This window comes from Streptosporangium sp. NPDC020072 (assembly GCF_040631445.1).
Classification (GTDB): Bacteria; Actinomycetota; Actinomycetes; order Streptosporangiales; family Streptosporangiaceae; genus Streptosporangium.
The window spans coordinates 236,602-252,669 of the sequence record NZ_JBEYAB010000008.1; the positions used below are offsets into that span (position 1 = coordinate 236,602).

At 69.5% G+C, this 16,068-nt stretch carries 14 protein-coding genes; 7 read left to right on the top strand and 7 right to left on the bottom strand.

Features of this window, described 5'->3' with window-relative positions:
* Nucleotides 1-20: 20 nt before the first annotated feature.
* The 5 genes from ABZ470_RS21195 to ABZ470_RS21215 are packed head-to-tail and all read right to left on the bottom strand — an operon-like array spanning nucleotide 21 to nucleotide 7,684.
* Nucleotides 21-1,943, bottom strand: a complete 1,923-nt coding sequence (locus tag ABZ470_RS21195; protein WP_362913138.1) for a dipeptide/oligopeptide/nickel ABC transporter permease/ATP-binding protein — start codon at nucleotides 1,941-1,943, stop codon at nucleotides 21-23.
* Complete coding sequence (locus ABZ470_RS21200; RefSeq protein ID WP_352012336.1) at nucleotides 1,933-2,922, bottom strand: ABC transporter permease; 990 nt, start codon at nucleotides 2,920-2,922, stop codon at nucleotides 1,933-1,935. Before ABZ470_RS21200 ends, ABZ470_RS21195 begins: the two co-directional genes overlap by 11 nt.
* 24 nt (nucleotides 2,923-2,946) lie before the next feature.
* Nucleotides 2,947-4,437: an ABC transporter substrate-binding protein gene (locus tag ABZ470_RS21205; protein ID WP_362913140.1), complete on the bottom strand. Its 1,491-nt coding sequence runs from the start codon at nucleotides 4,435-4,437 to the stop codon at nucleotides 2,947-2,949.
* A 54-nt stretch (nucleotides 4,438-4,491) separates the two neighbouring features.
* Complete coding sequence (locus tag ABZ470_RS21210; RefSeq protein WP_362913142.1) at nucleotides 4,492-5,982, bottom strand: ABC transporter substrate-binding protein; 1,491 nt, start codon at nucleotides 5,980-5,982, stop codon at nucleotides 4,492-4,494.
* Nucleotides 5,972-7,684, bottom strand: a complete 1,713-nt coding sequence (locus ABZ470_RS21215; protein ID WP_362782639.1) for an ABC transporter family substrate-binding protein — start codon at nucleotides 7,682-7,684, stop codon at nucleotides 5,972-5,974. The genes ABZ470_RS21210 and ABZ470_RS21215 overlap by 11 nt, the downstream gene beginning before the upstream one ends.
* A 180-nt stretch (nucleotides 7,685-7,864) precedes the next feature.
* On the opposite strand from ABZ470_RS21215, the gene ABZ470_RS21220 reads away from it, so the two are divergent.
* The 5 genes from ABZ470_RS21220 (at nucleotide 7,865) to ABZ470_RS21240 (ending at nucleotide 12,126) form a co-directional block, all read left to right on the top strand.
* A complete protein-coding gene (locus tag ABZ470_RS21220) occupies nucleotides 7,865-9,235 on the top strand; it encodes an aminotransferase class I/II-fold pyridoxal phosphate-dependent enzyme (RefSeq protein WP_362913144.1) in 1,371 nt (456 codons plus the stop codon).
* A 305-nt stretch (nucleotides 9,236-9,540) separates the two neighbouring features.
* A complete protein-coding gene (locus ABZ470_RS21225; RefSeq protein WP_362913146.1) occupies nucleotides 9,541-10,248 on the top strand; it encodes a DUF998 domain-containing protein in 708 nt (235 codons plus the stop codon).
* Between the two features lie 49 nt (nucleotides 10,249-10,297).
* The gene (locus ABZ470_RS21230) at nucleotides 10,298-10,855 is read left to right on the top strand and encodes a MarR family transcriptional regulator (RefSeq protein WP_362782629.1); all 558 of its coding nucleotides are present in this window, start codon (nucleotides 10,298-10,300) and stop codon (nucleotides 10,853-10,855) included.
* The gene (locus ABZ470_RS21235) at nucleotides 10,852-11,232 is read left to right on the top strand and encodes a hypothetical protein (RefSeq protein ID WP_362913148.1); all 381 of its coding nucleotides are present in this window, start codon (nucleotides 10,852-10,854) and stop codon (nucleotides 11,230-11,232) included. Before ABZ470_RS21230 ends, ABZ470_RS21235 begins: the two co-directional genes overlap by 4 nt.
* Before the next feature lie 207 nt (nucleotides 11,233-11,439).
* On the top strand, nucleotides 11,440-12,126 hold the full coding sequence (locus tag ABZ470_RS21240; RefSeq protein ID WP_362913150.1) for a flavin reductase family protein: 687 nt from the start codon (nucleotides 11,440-11,442) through the stop codon (nucleotides 12,124-12,126).
* A gap of 94 nt (nucleotides 12,127-12,220) precedes the next feature.
* Here ABZ470_RS21240 and ABZ470_RS21245 read toward each other — a convergent pair whose 3' ends face one another.
* A complete protein-coding gene (locus ABZ470_RS21245; protein WP_362913152.1) occupies nucleotides 12,221-12,817 on the bottom strand; it encodes a TetR/AcrR family transcriptional regulator in 597 nt (198 codons plus the stop codon).
* Between the two features lie 98 nt (nucleotides 12,818-12,915).
* On the opposite strand from ABZ470_RS21245, the gene ABZ470_RS21250 reads away from it, so the two are divergent.
* Nucleotides 12,916-13,767 carry an alpha/beta hydrolase gene (locus tag ABZ470_RS21250; RefSeq protein ID WP_362913154.1) on the top strand — a complete coding sequence of 284 codons (852 nt, stop codon included), beginning with the start codon at nucleotides 12,916-12,918 and terminating at the stop codon, nucleotides 13,765-13,767.
* A gap of 282 nt (nucleotides 13,768-14,049) precedes the next feature.
* On the opposite strand, the gene ABZ470_RS21255 is transcribed toward ABZ470_RS21250, so the two are convergent.
* The gene (locus ABZ470_RS21255) at nucleotides 14,050-15,222 is read right to left on the bottom strand and encodes a helix-turn-helix domain-containing protein (RefSeq protein ID WP_362913156.1); all 1,173 of its coding nucleotides are present in this window, start codon (nucleotides 15,220-15,222) and stop codon (nucleotides 14,050-14,052) included.
* A gap of 419 nt (nucleotides 15,223-15,641) precedes the next feature.
* Here ABZ470_RS21255 and ABZ470_RS21260 point away from each other — a divergent pair, with 419 nt between their 5' ends.
* Complete coding sequence (locus ABZ470_RS21260; RefSeq protein WP_352012348.1) at nucleotides 15,642-15,896, top strand: hypothetical protein; 255 nt, start codon at nucleotides 15,642-15,644, stop codon at nucleotides 15,894-15,896.
* Nucleotides 15,897-16,068: the final 172 nt, after the last annotated feature.

A 16,068-nucleotide genomic window follows, 5' to 3' on the forward strand; every position in this document is an offset into this window, starting at 1 on the left:
GAAGCCGTACGGGTGGGAGGTCATCGGCGTGGTGTCCTTTCGGCGGTCAGGTGCAGGCAGGCGGCGAGGTGCCCGGCGGACACCGGGCGCAGGCCGGGCTCGCTCTCGGCGCACTCGGCGGTACGGCTCGCGCAGCGGGGCGCGAACGCGCATCCGGACGGCAGCGCGGTCATCGTCGGCGGAGAGCCGGGGATGGCCCACAGCTCCTCCTCGGCGGGCCGGTCCAGGCGGGGGACCGACTCCAGCAGGCCGCGGGTGTACGGCATGGCGGGACGGTCGAAGACGTCCGCGGCGGTGCCGGTCTCCACCAGGCGGCCCGCGTACATCACCGCGATCCGGTCCGCCACCTCGGCCACGATGCCCAGGTCGTGGGTGATCAGCAGGATCGCCGCCCCGGTGCGTTCCCGTACGGCCCGCAGCGCCGCGAGCACCTGCGCCTGCACGGTCACGTCCAGCGCGGTGGTCGGCTCGTCGGCGATGATGAGGTCCGGGTCGTTGGCGATGGCCATGGCGATCACCACCCGCTGACGCATCCCGCCGGAGAACTGGTGCGGGTAGTCGCGCAGCCGGTTGCGGGCGTCGGGCACGCCGACGATGTCCAGGAGTTCGGCGGCCCGGTCGCGGGCGGCGGCCCAGGAACCCCCCTGGTGCACCCGCACGGCCTCCGCCACCTGGTCGCCGATCGTGTGCACCGGGCTGAGGGAGGACATCGGGTCCTGGAAAACCATCGCGACGCGCCGCCCGCGCAGCCGCCGGTACCGGGACTCGGCCAGCCCGACGAGCTCCTGACCGGCCAGGCGGATGGAGCCGCTGACGGTCGCGGCCGGCGGCAGCAGCCCCATGATCGCGGCGGCGCTGACCGACTTGCCGGAACCGGACTCCCCGACCAGGCCGACCACCTCGCCCCGGCGCAGGTCCAGGTCGAGGTGGCGGACCGCGGGCACGTCGTCCCCGGGGGCGGCGAAGACCACTCTCAGGTCCCGGACGGACAGCAGCACGTCGTCGGGGATCACGTCGGTGCGCTCGACCGGCCGGGCCAGGTACCGGCGCCTGCGTGGCCCCCGGGTCTGCGCCGGGTCCAGCGCGTCGCGCAGCCCGTCCCCGATGAAGTTGATCGACAGGGCGATCAGCAGGATGACCACGCCGGGGGAGTAGAACAGCCAGGGCCGGGTGCCCACCGCGGACTGGGCGTTGGCGACCAGGAGACCGAGCGAGGTGTCCGGCGGCTGGACACCGAAGCCGATGAACGACAGCGCGGTCTCGGCGAGGATCGCGCCGGCGACCAGGACCGTCACCGAAACGATGATCGGTCCTGCGATGTTGGGCAGGATGTGCGAGACCATGATCCGGGTGTTGGAGGCGCCGAGCGCGCGGGCGGCGGCGACGAACTCGCGTTCCCGCAGGCCCAGCACGACCCCCCGGACGACCCGGGCGACCGTGGTCCACATCAGGGCGGCGAGCACCGCGGCGATGAGGAACCAGCCGCTCTCCCCGGCGAAGTTGTGCCCGAGCACGGCGGCGACCGCGATCGTCGGGACGGTGAGGAACAGGTCGACGACCCGCATCAGCAGCGCGTCGGCGCAGCCCCGGTGGAACCCGGCGACGACGCCGACCAGGGTGCCGATCAGCGCCGCGCCCAGGGCCACGCTCAGCGCGATGAGCAGCGACTGCTGGGTGCCGCGCATCACCTGGGCCAGCAGGTCGTGGCCGAGCGAGTCGGTGCCCAGCGGGTGGGCGGCCGACGGCGGCCGGGAGTTGTCCGGGGTGATCTGGTCGTACCCGTAGTGCCACAGCGACGGCCCGACGAAGGCGAACAACGCCACGAGCGTGAGTACGGCGAGCGCCGCGACGGCCGGCCGGTGCCGCAGGAAACGGGCGGCGACGGTGCGCCACCGACCGGGTTCGGTGCCGGTCACGGGTGCCGGTGAGGAGTCAGCGGACATGACGGATCCTCGGGTCGAGGGCGGCGTACAGGATGTCGGCCACCAGGTTGAACACCATCACCGCCAGAGCCGCCACGAGCAGCCAGGCCATGACGGCGTTGACGTCCCGCGCGTTGATGGACGACAGCAGGTAGTCGCCCATGCCCCGCCACTGGAAGACCGTCTCGGTGATCACCGCGCCGGCGAAGACCGCGGTGAAGTCCAGTGCGATGACCGTGATCAGCGGGGTGAGCGCGGTGCGCAGCGCGTACTTGCGCAGCACCGTGCGCCGGGGCAGCCCCTTGGCGGTGGCCAGCCTGACGTAGTCGCTGTTGAGGACTTCGAGCATGGACGAGCGCTGGAAGCGGCTCCACGCCGCGAAGTGGATCAGCACCAGGGTGACGGTCGGCAGGATCATGTGCCCGGCGATGTCGGCCAGCTGCGCCAGAAGGGTTGGCGGCGGCGGCACCGACCTGTCGCCGATCATGTAGAAGGTGTCCGTACCGGTCGCCCGGTTGAACTGGATGCCTCCCTGTTTGAGGAGGATCGCCAGCCAGAACGACGGCATCGCGAGAAACAGGAACCCGGCCGAGGTGAACAGGTGGTCCAGCCAGGAGTACTGGCGGACCGCGCTGACGACCCCGACCAGGATCGCCAGCACGGCCGCCACCAGCATCGCGACGAGCACGAAGCGCATGGTCACGCCGAGGCGTGTGCCGATCTCCACGGCGATGGAGGCGTTGCGGTTGACCGACGGCCCGAAGTCGCCTCGCACGACCCCGGTCAGCCAGTGCCAGTACCGCTCCAGCACGGGGTGGTTCAGCCCGAGCCGTACCTCCTCGGCGGCGATCGTCTCCGGAGGGACCGGCGGTTGACGCTCCCGCAGCTCGGTCAGCGGGTCACCCGACCCGGCGACCGTGAGAAAGATGAGGAACGTCGACACGAGCAGCACCGGGACGGCGACCAGCAGCCGCCTCAGGGCGAAGCCCAGGATCTCCATGAGAGTCTCCGTGCCCGTCGTCCGTCAGTCCTCGCCGCCGGCGATCCTGCGGATGCGACCCCAGTGCCAGAACGGGACCCGGAAGTCGATCTGGTCGGCCCATCCGAAGAACTTGTCGCTGCGCAGCAGGTAGATGCAGTACCAGAAGAGCGGGACCACGCTGACGTCGCGGGCCCACACCTCCTGCAGCCGCCGGTAGTGCGCGACCCGTTCCCGCCGGTCGACGGTCGCCCTGGCCGCGGCGTAACAGGCGTCGGCCTCCGGGTTCGACAGCTTCAGGTGGTTGCGCTGCCCGCCGGTGGACAGCCTGCTGGCGGTGATGTCCGGATCGGGCATCATGTTGCCGCCGCTGATCGTCAGGTCGAAGTCTCCCTCTCCGGAGATCTGGCGGCTCCACGTCTCGGAGTCGAGGCCGCCGTGCTCGACGCGGATGCCGACCGCGGCGAGGTCCTCGGCGACGCTGGCCGCCAGGCCGCCGTGCCCGTCGAAGGTGGCCATGTAGTACAGCCGCAGCGACATCCGCCAGCCGTCCGCGTCACGCGGGTAACCGGCCTCGTCGAGCAGTTTCTCGGCCTGGGCGGCGTCGTGCCCGACCGCGGTCACGTCCTCGGCCACGGCGAAGCTGCTGCCGGGGAGGAAGTTCGCCCACGGCTCCGACCAGCCGGGTTCGGCGAAGCGGCGCAGCCGTTCACGGTCGACCGCGTGGGCGAGCGCCAGCCGCAGCCTGCGGTCCGACCAGCGTTCCTGGCGGTAGTTGAAGCCGAGCAGTGCGATGCCGGGGCCGCGCTCGCGGTACACCTCGGCGTGTTCCGCGCCCTCGGCCAGCGGCAGCCGCTTCATCGTCAGCACGTCCTGCGGCGCGTAGTGCGCCCGGCCGTCCGCGATCATCCGGACGCACTCGTCGAGATCGGGTTCGATGAGCAGGGTGACCCGGTCGACACCGGCGGGCGGCCCCCAGTAGCCGTCCCACCGTTCGAGGACGATCCGCTCCCCGGGGACGTGTTCGGCGAACCGGAACGGTCCGGAGCCGACGGGGTGCTGGTTGTGCGGGTTGTCGGCCCAGTCGGTGCCCTCGTACAGGTGCCTGGGCAGCACGTGGGTGGCGGCGAAGTTGCCGAGCTGGGTGAGGAACGCGGCGTTGGGCTCGTGCAGGACGTACTCGACCAGGTGGTCGCCGAGCACCGTGATGTCCGCGATGCCGTGCAGGAACGAGGCGGCGTGGTAGCCGTTGGCCAGCGCGGTGAGGTGGGTGTAGGCGACGTCGTGCGCGGTGACCGGACGGCCGTCGTGCCAGCGGGCGTGCCGGTTGAGCGTGAACCGCCAGCGCTGCCCGCCGTCCAGGCACTCCCAGTGCTCGGCCAGGTCCGGGTAGGACGCCGCGCCGCCGACCTCGGTGACGACCAGGCGGCTGTAGACGTTGTTGGCGACGAAGTAACCCGCGCCTCCGACGACGTTGCGGTACGACTCGTTGATCTCGGTCGCGTCCACGGGTACGACGACGATGTACTCGTCCAAGTCCCTTTTCCTCTCCTTCGTGAAATGCCTGGATCTCAGGCGGGAAACGGTTGGTCAGGCGGTGGCGGGGCGGATGCGGCCCCAGTGCCAGAACGGGACCCGGAAGCCGATCTGGTCGGGCCAGCCGAAGAAGTCGTCGCTGCGCAGGTAGTAGGCGGCGTACCAGAACAGCGGAACCCAGTCCACGTTGCGCGCCCAGACCCGCTGCAGTTCCCGGTAGTGCTCGCCGCGCCGTACCCGGTCGACGCTCGCGCGGGCGGCGGCGTAGCAGGCGTCGGCCTCGGGGTTGGACAGCCGGGTGTGGTTGCGTCCGCCGCCGGTCTCGAACCGGCTGGAGGTGATCTCCGGGTCCGGGATCATGTTGCCGCCGCTGATCGACAGGTCGAAGTCCGCCTCCCCGGCCACCTCACGCGACCAGGCCGGTGAGTCGAGCCCGGCGACCTCGACGTCCACGCCGGCCGCGCGCAGGTTCTCGGCCACCACGGCGGCGATGCCCGCGTGCCCGGTGAAGGTCTTCATGTACACCAGCCGCAGCGGCGCCGTACCGGTGACGCCGCACTCGCCGAGCAGGCGACCGGCCAGCTCCGGGTCGAAGGCGGGCGCGGTCGCGTCGTCGGCGTAGGCCCACTCGACGCTGCGCGGCAGGTAGTGCGCGTACGGCTCCGACCAGCCGGGGTCGGCCAGCGGTTCGAGGTCGCGCCGGTCGACGGCGTGCGCCACCCCGGCCCGTGCCCGGCGGTCGCGCCAGCGTTCCCGGGTGTGGTTGAAGCCGAGTACCGCGACGCCGGGGCCCCGTTTGCGCCACAGCGAGGCGGTCGTGCTGTGCTCGGCCAGGTGCAGCCTGGGGAAGGTCAGCACGTCCTGGACCATGTAGTGCGCCCGGCCGTCGGCGACCTTGCGGACCGCCTCGTCGAGGTCGGGTTCGATGTCCAGCACCACCCGGTCGACGCCGGCGGGCGGCCCCCAGTAGTCCTTCCAGGCTTCGAGGACGATCCGTTCCCCGGGGACGTGCTCGGCGAATCGGAACGGTCCAGAGCCGACCGGGTGCTGGTTGTGCGGGTTGTCGGCCCAGTCGGTGCCCTCGTACAGGTGCCTGGGCAGCACATGGGCGAACACCAGGTTTCCGAGCTGGGCGAGGAACCCGGCGTTGGGCCTGCGCAGCGCGTACCGCAGCGTGTGGTCGTCGATCACCTCGATGTCCTGCACGTCCTGCAGGAAGGAGGCCGCGTGGTAGCCGTTGGCCAGCGCGGTGAGGTGGGTGTGGGCGACGTCGTGCGCGGTCACCGGGTGCCCGTCGTGCCAGCGGGCGTTCCGGTTGAGCTGGAAGCGCAGGGTCCGGGCGTCCTGCGCCATCTCCCAGTGCTCGGCCAGGTCGGGAAAGGCGGCCGGTGAACCGGTGTCGTAGACCACCAGGCGGCTGTAGACGTTGTTGGCGACGAAGTATCCGGCGGAGCCCACGAAGTTGCGGTAGACCTCGTTGAACTCGACGGCCGGGGCCGGGACCTCGACGACGAAGTCCAGGCTCGGCCGACGGTCAGCCGCCATTCTTGACACCCCATTCCTGGACGTTGTAGCCGGTGCCGAAGCGGGTGGGGTTGACCCGGATGTTGCCCAGGTCACCGCGGTAGGCCAGCAGGGTCGGCGTCTGGTACAGCGGCAGCGTCACGGCCTGGTCGCTGATCCGTTCGTCCACCTTGTTCAGCAGGTCGACGACCTGCTTGGGGTCGAGTGTCTGGGCCGCGTCGGAGAGCCAGCCGTCGACCTCGGAGTCCTTGTATCCGGTGTGGGTGCCCTTGGAGCCGAACACCGACTGCGCCGTCGCGGTGGGGATGACGTCGAGGTTGGTGCCGAAGACGATCAGGTCGAAGTCACCGGTGTTCACCGTGGTGCCGAGGCTGTCGGTCTCCTGGAGCTGGAGCGTGATGCCCAGCTGCTTGAGCTGGTTCTGCACGAGCACCGAGGTGTCCAGCCGCATCTGGTTGCCCTTGCTGTAGCGCATCCGCAGCGTGGGAACCGGCTTGCCCTTGGGGTCGGTGAGCCCGGCGTCGCCGATCGTGTATCCGGCGTCGGTGAGGATCTTCTTGGCGGCGTCGATCTGGCCGCCACCCAGGCCCTTGCCGGTCACGTTGTCCTTGTAGGCGTCGGTGCCCTCCAGTTTCTGACCCGGCATGAAGTTGCGGTTGCCCAGCGGTTCGGTGTTCGGGGAGAACTGCCCGATGGTCTTGTCGACGATCGCCTTCCGGTCGATCGCGGTGAAGACGGCGCGGCGCAGCGCCTGGTCGGACAGGGCCGGGTGCGCGGTGTTGATGTCCAGGTGCTCGTAGAGCAGGCCGGAGGCCATCATCGTGGTGACGCCGCCGATGCCCTTGAGCTGCTCGACGAGGTCAAGGGTCGGGCGCGGCGCCACGACCTGGATCTCGTTGTTGGCCATGGCCGTCACGGCCTGCCGCTCGTCGGTGAGGATCCGGAAGATGAGCTGGTCGAGCCGCGGGCCGTCGCCGTACCACTTGGGGTTCTTCCTCATGGTGACCGACTGGTTCGGCACGTGCTGCTCGATGAGGTACGGCCCGCCGGACCAGGTCGGCACGGTGGTGGCGAAGAAGTCGTTGAAGGAGGCCGCCAGGTCTCCGTGCTGGGCGGCGATGTGGGCCGGGAGCAGGTACGGGAACATCAGCCGCCACGGCTGGTAGGTCTTCTCGAAGGTGACGGTGACGGTCTTGCCTTCGCCGCCGGTGACCGAGGCCACCTGGTCGTATCCGGCGGTGGTGGCGGGCTGGCAGGTCGAGCACTGCCCGGGGTCCTGGACCTGCCAGGTGTACTTGAAGTCCTCGGCGGTGATCGGTGTGCCGTCCGACCAGGCGGCCTCCGGCCTGATCGTGTACTCGACGGTCTGCGGCGACTCCTTCACGACCTTGGCGTCGAGCAGCAGCGCGTCGTTCTTCGCCATCGTGAAGTCCGGCATGGAGATCATCGCGTGTGGCAGGACGGGGTTGAGGATCTGCCGGTAGCCGAAGACGTCGCCGGTGGCGTGCAGGATGTTCCAGTTCTTGACGTCGACCTCTATGGAGTAGGTGACCGCGCCGCCGTCCCGCACCTCGGCCTGGTTGGCGTCGAGCTGACCGGCCTGCATGCCGGTCGCCACGGTCTGGCCGCCCTCGGTTCCGTCTGTGGTGCCGCACCCGGCGAGCACGGCGACCGCGGCCAGCGCCGCGCCGTATCTGATCCGTGCACCTTTGATCCGCGTCATCGCGCTCTCCCTCGTGCGCCTCGCCGGCGACAGGTCGTCGGCCTGGGCCGGGCATCGGCCACCGTGGGGGGTGGGGCCGACCCGGAGTAAGCTCGGACCGTACGGAACGTACACACAGCACGTCAATGCACTTATGTACACGTACATATACGCGACAGCCCGATCCGGAACGGGGGGAGCGTGGAGCCCGACGAGCTTCGCAGGCTCATCGCGACCCGGACGCCGCTGCACAACGCGAGCGTGCTGGCGCGTACCGTGCTCGAACTGATCGCCTCCGGTGAGATCCCGCCGGGGACGCGGCTGCCCACGATCCGCGCGCTGGCCCACGAGCTGAGGATGAGTCCGTCGGCCGTCGCGCAGGCCTGGCGCGTCCTCGCCGACCGCCGTGTCGTCGAGACACGCCGCAGGGGCGGGACGATCGTCACCGGGCCGCCGTCCGTCCCCCGTGCCTCACGGCTTGAGCGCATGTTGCGGGCCGGCGCCGGGATGCCCGTCGACCTGGGGAACCTCAACTACGACCCGGAGCTGCTACCGGACTCGCGGGCGGCGCTGCTCGCGGCGGCGGGGACGCCCAAGCTGCACCTGCTCGAACCCGAGCTGATCACCCCTGAGCTCCGCGACGCGGTCGAGCCGATCTGGCCGTTCCCCGCGGAGGATTTCCTGGTCGTGCACGGCGGAATGGACGGTGTGGACCTCGCGCTCGGCACATCGGTCAAGGCGGGTGACCGTGTGATGGTCGAGGAGCCGTCGTTTCCCCGTATTTTCGACATCGTCGAATCCGTCGGGGCGACTCCCGTCTCCATTCCCTATGGCGAGGGAGGACCGGATCTCGACGTTCTAGAAAAGGCACTGGCCGACAAACCGAGTGCCTTTATCTATCAGCCGTCCGGTCACGTCCCGCTGGGGCGTTCGGTCACTCCGGCCTGGCTGGAGAGGGCGGCCTCGTTGCTCGCGGAATCGTCCGTCACCGTCATCGAGGTCGTCATCATCCCCTTTCTCGCCGAGAACGGCGTGCCGTCGCTCGGGCCGTATCTGGGCAGGCAGATCGTCCAGGTCCAGAACTTCATCTTCTCCCACGGTTCCGACTCCCGGGTGGCGGTCGTCGGTGGAACGCACCACCACGTCGAGCGGATGTGGTTTAAGATCACCTATTCGAGCAGGTGGGTGAGCCGGATTCTGCAGAACGCCCTCGCGTTCCATCTCACCGACGCCGGTTCCGTCGCGGCCGTCACCTCCTCGGCCGCCACCTACCGGCGAAGGCACGCCGATTTCGTCGAGGCGTTGAGAGAACGCGGATTCGACATCGGAAGCGACTCGGGAATAAGCGTCTGGGTGCCGGTTCCCGATGAGCACTCGGTTTCGACGCGGCTGGCCAGGAAAGGCGTCTCCATATTGCCGGGGTTCCTGTTCAGGAAACAGCCCGCCGCCCCGGACCACATTCATGTGAACGGCGGTACGGCCGCCCAGGCGACCGAGTACTTCGCGGACGCGATCGCCGACGCCGCCGACTTCGCCCTGGGGTCCGGCCCTCGATCCCGCCGGAGGCGGTGACCCCTCCTTTCCCGGTCGTATGCGACCGCGTACGGCCGTGGCGTCGAGGCGTGGTCGCCTCGACGCCACGGCGGGGTCAGGTCGCTCGGAGGTGGCTCGCGCTTGATGACAGAGCGGGCGCAGGGGGGCTGCCTGCCGCACGATCGGCGCCTCTTCGAGAACTTCCCTCATGTGTCAACCCGGGTTGACACATGGGTGGTTGTCAACCCAAACTGACAAACACCCGGAGGCGACACGTCCCGCTTCTTCGCCGCCGGGTACACGAAGCCGCATCGTCACCCATTCCCAGAGGGGCAATGCCATCCATGTCAGCGCGAACACGTTCCCGATTGGCCGAGGCGGCACGGACCGCCCCCCTCCTCGTCTGCGGGGTGATCGCAGGCCCGCTGTTCGTCCTCACCTTCCTCGTCGCAGGCGCCGCCCGAGCCGGCTACGACCTGTTGCGCCATCCGGTCAGTTCACTCGCCCTGGGTGATCTCGGGTGGGTACAGGTGGCCAACTTCCTCGTCGCGGGCCTGCTCACCCTGGCCTTCGCCGTCGGGTTACGGCGTGCGCTCCAGCCGCTCGGGGGCTCGACCTGGGGGCCGCTACTGGTGGCGGTCTGGGCGTTGGGACTGCTCGGTGCCGGGATCTTCGTCACCGACCCGATCAACGGTTATCCGCCGGGCACCCCGGCCAGGCTCACACACTACGGCAGTACGCACGCCGCCCTGCACGACGGCATCTCGTTCGCCACCTTCGTGGCCCTGGTGGCGGCCTGCTTCGTCTTCACCCGGCGCTTCGCCGGCTGGGGAGAACGCGGATGGGCGGTCTACTCCGCGTTCACCGGGATCGCCTTCACGGTGGCGATGACCCTCTCCAGCCTGGGTTTCGAGCAGGCCGAAGGACTGGCCGGTCTCAGCGGGCTGTTCCAGCGTGTGGCGATCATCATCGGGTGGTGCTGGCTGAGCCTGCTGGCCCTTCACCTGTTGCTCCGGAGCGGGGCCTTTCGCCCGCTCTCCGAAAAGGCGTAGCGGCCTCGTTGCGGAGATCTGGAAGTAGGTACTAATCTCCATTCTTACTATGAATGACGTACACAACTACGGGCACGACGAGGACGGGACCCTCTACGACCCCCGCGTCAGAGAGGCGATGGCGCGGTTCGCCGAAGACGGCGACCAACTGCTCGCCTTCGAGGCGGGCGCCGCCGTCCGCACCGCCTACCACTCCGTGGAACGCGTGCGCGCCCAGGGCTCCGAGGGCAGGGGGGTCAGCGCGGGCGCCCTCGACCTGCTGATCCGGCTCGGCGCGGCCGGCCAGGGCATCAGCATCGGTGACCTCGCCCGCGCCGCCGGGGTCAGCTCCCGCAACGTCACCGGCCTGGTGGACACCCTGGAACGCGACGGGCTTGTCCGCCGCGTCCCCGACCCAGAGGACAGGCGCTCGGTCCTGGCCGAGATCACCGCCGAGGGACAGGCGTGGATCGAGGCGTTCCGCCAGCCCGCGCGGATGGCGATGCGGGCCATGTTCCAGGGGTTCACCCCCGACGACCTCGTCACCTTCCGCGACCTGTGCCTGCGGCTCGCCGCCAACCAGCACCGCCTCACCGGCCACCTCCGCCAGACGGGACCCCGCTCATGACCACCTCCTCTCCGGAACGAACCCGCCACGCCGTACGCGGCTATCACGAGGCGCGCTTCCGCGGCGACGTGACCGCCGCCGCCGAGCACCTGGGGGAGCCGTTCCACTTCCAGAGCCCGTTCATCAGCTCCGACGACCGGACGGGCCACCTGGCCGCACTGCCGGGTTTCGTGTCGATCGTGACCGGTGTGGAACTGATCAGCGAGCTGTACGGCGAGGCGGAGGCGACCCTCGTCTACGACGTGCACACCGCCACACCGGTGGGCACGCAGCGCACCGCCGAGCACTTCCGCCTGGAGGACGGCAGGATCGTCTCGATCATGCTGCTGTTCGACGCCTCCCCCTGGCAGTCGATGAAGGCCCACATCGAACCGTGACAGGTCGGCGGCCACGGGCAAGAGCATGCCGACCGAGTGCGGCCGTCGAGCAGAGCCGGGCAAAGCCTGTTCACACACCATCGGCCGGCAGCTTCGCCACGGTGGCCGGGCCGGGACCGGCCGCATGCGCACCGCGTGTCCGTGCGGCCCGTCGGCCCCTTCGACGTTTCGGCCCTGGCCGAAACGACCGGATCCTAGGCTGCCACCATGAACGCGGCATCTCCCCACACCCTGCCCGAACAGACGGTCGTGACCCACCTGGAGATCGAGCCGAGCATCCTGTACTTCGGGACGCCGGTGGTGCTCCTGACGACGGAGAATCCGGATGGCTCGTTTAACCTCGCCCCTATATCGTCCGCATGGGCCCTTGGGCAGACGGTGGTGATGGGACTGGGGCTTGATGGGCAGACCGCGTCCAACCTCGGCAGCCGCCCCGACCTGGTCATCAGCCTGCCGGCCCCCGCCCAGTGGCCGGCCGTGGAGCGGCTGGCGCCGCTGACCGGCCGGAATCCGGTTCCCGCCGGCAAACCCAAGGGCTGCCGCTTCGAGCCGGACAAGTTCGCCGCCGCAGGCGTGACCGGCGAACCCTCCCATCTGGTCCGGCCGCCTCGCGTCGCCGGATGCCCGATCCAACTGGAGGCCCGCGCCGAGCGGGTACGGCCGGATCTCTTCGAGGACTTCCTCATCGTCGAGGCCGTCGTGTGCAAGGTGCACGCCGACTCCCGCATCGTCGTTCCGGGCACCGACCACATCGACCCCGCCGCCTGGAGCCCCCTTATCTACAACTTCCGCCACTACTTCGGGCTCGGCCCGGAGCTCGGCCACTCCTACCGCACCCAGACACCCCGCACCTTCGAGGGACCTGCCGCGCTCACCGACACGGTGCCCAGCTGAGGGCGGGCAGCGGGTCCTCCATCGAGGCGACCGGCCCCGCTTCCTGACACCACCGCCGCGCGCCGTGCCGGGCTCCCAACGACCAGGACGGCCCTCAGCGGCCCGGCGGGTCGTCCGCCTCGACGGGGAAGCTCCTGGTCAGCAGGGGCATGAGCAGGTCGTCCACCAGGCCGGTCAGGAATTCGTGGTCGAGCGGGCCGTTGAGGATCATCCGGCGCATGATCTGCCCCTCCGCCACCTGATGCGCCAGCTCGGTCGATGTGCTCGCGGGCACCTCGCCACGGGCCACGGCGCGTTCCACGATCACCCGGAAGGGCCCCTGGTCCTCGTCGGCCACGTGCGAGCGCAGGGTCTCGGCCAGTTCTGCGTCGGTCCGCATCGCGTGGATCAGCCCGGTCATCATGGTCAGGTACCGGTCGTCGGCCTGGGCGCACAATGTGTCAAGCGCCGCCAGCAGGTCACCGCGCAGGGTGCCGGTAGAGGGGATCTCGGCCACCTGTACGGCGTCGCGCGCGTCCAGCGCGGCCTTGACCAGCTCCGGTTTTCCCCGCCACCGGCGGTAGATGGTCTGCTTGCTGGCGCGTGCCCGCTGGGCCACCGCGTCCATCGTCAGCGCCTGGTAACCGATCTCGCCGAGCAACTCGATCGTCGCCGTCAAAATCGCCTGTTCGCGCGCAATTCCTCTGACCATGCCCACCTAACCAAACGAGACCGTACCGTACACTTCATATCCTAGCCGTACCGGTTCACGTGCGGCAACGACGTCTGTTTCCACCGAGGACGGGGCGAATGAGCGGCAGGGCGGAGATCGAGTGGCATGACGACGTGGTGACCTCCGCGGACGGGACGACGATCGCGTTTCTCAGCCAGGGAAACGGGCCGGGGCTGGTGGTGATCCCCGGGAACAACCGGCGCGCCCACCACTACGGCGTCCTGGCCCGGGAGCTTTCGGACACCTACGCGGTGCACGTGATCGAGCGACGGGGGCGTGGCCTGAGCGGGCCGCAGGGCCCGGGTTACGGTGTCGAGACCGAGGTCGACGACGCGGTCGCCGTCATGGAGCGCACGGGCTCGGACCTGGTCTTCGGGCACAGCTACGGAGGTCTGACGGCCCTGCATCTCGGGCTGCGCAGAAGGGTGGCCGCGTTGATGGCGTACGAGCCGGGCGTGAGTGTCGAAGGGTCGTTCGACACTCGCTGGCTGCCGGACTTCACCCGTCTGCTGGGGGAGGGCAGGCAGGTCGCGGCGATGGCGGCCTTCCTCAGGGGCACTCGCCTGACCCCGATCGGAAACGCGCCGACGCCGGTGTTCCGCGCGCTGGCGTTCATGATGCTGAGCGGGGCCGAGGGACGCGACATGCGGGCGATGATGGCGACCACCCCGGCGGAGATCGGCGAGATCGGCCGCCTCGACTCCGACGGCACGAGATACGCGGGCATCGCCTCCCCGGCGTTGCTGCTGGGCGGGGAGAAGACGCCCGGCTATCTGACCGGCGTGCTGCCCCGCCTGGCGGAGGTGATGCCCGACGCCCGGTACGTGATCTCGCGCGGGCTGGACCACAACGCCCCCGACCTGAACGCGCCCCAGGCGGTCGCCGGGCAGATCCGTGCCTTCCTTCGCGAACGTCTGGTCACGCCCTGATCGGAGACCGCGCCGCCCCGGCCTCCGTTTCCGAGGCCGGGGCGGCGGTCGTCCAACGGTGCTTCAGGACGCCTCGGGGGTTCCGGGCGTTCTGAGGGTGGGTTCCATGTGCGGGGACCGGTCGGTTCGCGCAGCGGGAGCATGCGGCGAATCACCCTCGGAGCGAAGAACGACGACGGGTAAACGGATCGGCGGGCGTACGTGGCTCGCCCGCCGATCCGGGCTTGAGAGGGTTGGTGCCTCACGCGCCGCCGTACGCGAAAGGTCTCGCGGTGGGGCCGTTCATGAACCGACGGGACCGGCCTCCTGGGTGCCCTGCCCCTCACTCGGAAACAGCTTGTGATTAGTTTGTCGGCTTATAGCCGGTATGTCATTGACGGCTGCCGCACCGGTTACTGATATTTCCCGCCCGGCCTCACGGGAGAACACGCTCTCCGGCGGCGGCAGTGGTCTCCCACCTCCCCGCCGGTCACGGCCGTGCCACACCCATTCGCGCGACGAGCGATAGCCGGCGGGGGACAGACCGTAGGCGGCGCGGAAGGTGCGGCTGAAGTGGGCGTTGCTGGCGAACCCCCACCGGGCGGCGATGGCGTGGATCGGCAGGGAGCGCTGGGCCGGGTCGGCCAGGTCGTGACGGCAGCGTTCCAGGCGGCACCGGCGTATCCAGGCCGCCACGGTCAGGCCCTGCTCCTCGAAGAGGTGGTACAGGTGGCGGACGGAGATCTGGTGGGCGGCGGCGACGGTCTCGGCGCACAGCGCCGGGTCGCTGAGGCTGCGCTGGATGAAGGCGTGGATGCGCGTCTTCAGCACCTGCCGGTGGGTCTCGGGCGGCAGGGCCTCGGTGGCCTCAAGGTGGTGGGCGCACATCGCGGTGAACAGGGCGACGGTGACGGCCGACAGGCGGGAGGCGTCGGCCATGGTGTAGCCGGAGGCGTTGCGCATCAACTCCTCCAGATAGCGGTGCAGCAGGGCGCCGACGCCGTCGCGGGAGGGCAGGCTGACCGAGGCCAGAGAGGTGAGCGCGTCGGCGGGCAGCGACAGCGCGGCCTTGGGGACCTGCAGGACCAGCCCCTCGAAACTGCCGGTTTCGTCGGCGACGATCTCACCGTGACAGGGATGTGAGTTGTCGTAGAACACCATGTCCCCGGGCCCCGCGGTCGCCTGCCTGCCGAACTGGGTGATCTGCGTGGTGCCGCGCCGAGAGAGCGACAGGCAGTACGTCTCGGGATCGGACCCGCGAACCTGCGCCGAGGTACGGCGCGACCGCAGGGACGGACAGGTCACCGCGTACACCTGCGTCGAGCCGAGGTCGAGCACACGCATGGTGGCACGGAAGTCGGCCTCGTGGTCGCTGTGCACCACGGTGGGCATCAGGGACCGGTCCGCCGTCTCATGCCACCGGCCGAACCGGTCGGAGGCGGGCAGGTCCTCGCTGCGGGACACGGCCTCGTTCATCGCTGGTTTTCCATGACAGAATTCGCCACTGTCAAAAAAATTGTTATCGGTCTCCCGTATTCACTGACGCACACGAAACGATCCTTTCGCGTCCCAGATTGCGCGGGTCTCCTGCGACTGTTTAGACACGGGTGACCGGTGAATTGTTTGGAGAACCGGCACCGGATATGAGAAAAGGCGCGATACACGCCGACGGAGGCCACCGCCGGACACACCCGAAACCGCCCCATTCTTCGTGAAGCCATACGGTGCGTGGCCAGAACTGCCCCAACTGTCTCTGGCGTCACATCTTCATCGCCCTGAGACAACTATAAGTGACTTATGCATCACTGTCTGTGGTGGCAGGATGAAAAGGCGCGCGAGGGTTTCCGAACGGACCCGACCGCGTCTCCATCTTCAACCGAGCGAAGGAGACAACAGTGGCCAGGTACAACACCGAGATCCACACGGGTGGCGGCGGATGGCAGCAGGACACTCCTCTCATCCTGTCCATCGCCAGTCGTGGCCAGGTCGTCCCCGGCGACGGCCGTCCGGCCACGGGCACCACGGTCACCTGGAGCAGCGACAACGCCGGCAACGGCTCGGTGACCTTCTTCGACGACGGCACCAAGTTCGAGGGGACCGCCCGTTTCCCCGGTGAGGGGCCGGTCGGGTACCGAGGGCAGATCGCCTGATCCTCCGGCACGGACGGGCATCGGCGACCGGCCGGTGTCACATCGCTCCTCCATCGGGCCGCGCGGAATCCGCGCGGCCCGATGTGTTCGTGGCGGCCGGAGCGGCGAACCGGTCTCATCGGACGGGCGGCGGCCGGAAAGTCATCTCCGGCGGACGGATCCGGGCCGATGC

Bases quoted from the DNA above. Each gene is read 5' to 3' on its own strand.
- ABZ470_RS21195 (WP_362913138.1), bottom strand. From the start codon at position 1,943: ATGTCCGCTGACTCCTCACCGGCACCCGTGACCGGCACCGAACCCGGT.
- ABZ470_RS21200 (WP_352012336.1), bottom strand. From the start codon at position 2,922: ATGGAGATCCTGGGCTTCGCCCTGAGGCGGCTGCTGGTCGCCGTCCCG.
- ABZ470_RS21210 (WP_362913142.1), bottom strand. From the start codon at position 5,982: ATGGCGGCTGACCGTCGGCCGAGCCTGGACTTCGTCGTCGAGGTCCCG.
- ABZ470_RS21215 (WP_362782639.1), bottom strand. From the start codon at position 7,684: ATGACGCGGATCAAAGGTGCACGGATCAGATACGGCGCGGCGCTGGCC.
- ABZ470_RS21225 (WP_362913146.1), top strand. From the start codon at position 9,541: ATGTCAGCGCGAACACGTTCCCGATTGGCCGAGGCGGCACGGACCGCC.
- ABZ470_RS21230 (WP_362782629.1), top strand. From the start codon at position 10,298: ATGAATGACGTACACAACTACGGGCACGACGAGGACGGGACCCTCTAC.
- ABZ470_RS21235 (WP_362913148.1), top strand. From the start codon at position 10,852: ATGACCACCTCCTCTCCGGAACGAACCCGCCACGCCGTACGCGGCTAT.
- ABZ470_RS21240 (WP_362913150.1), top strand. From the start codon at position 11,440: ATGAACGCGGCATCTCCCCACACCCTGCCCGAACAGACGGTCGTGACC.
- ABZ470_RS21245 (WP_362913152.1), bottom strand. From the start codon at position 12,817: ATGGTCAGAGGAATTGCGCGCGAACAGGCGATTTTGACGGCGACGATC.
- ABZ470_RS21250 (WP_362913154.1), top strand. From the start codon at position 12,916: ATGAGCGGCAGGGCGGAGATCGAGTGGCATGACGACGTGGTGACCTCC.
- ABZ470_RS21255 (WP_362913156.1), bottom strand. From the start codon at position 15,222: ATGAACGAGGCCGTGTCCCGCAGCGAGGACCTGCCCGCCTCCGACCGG.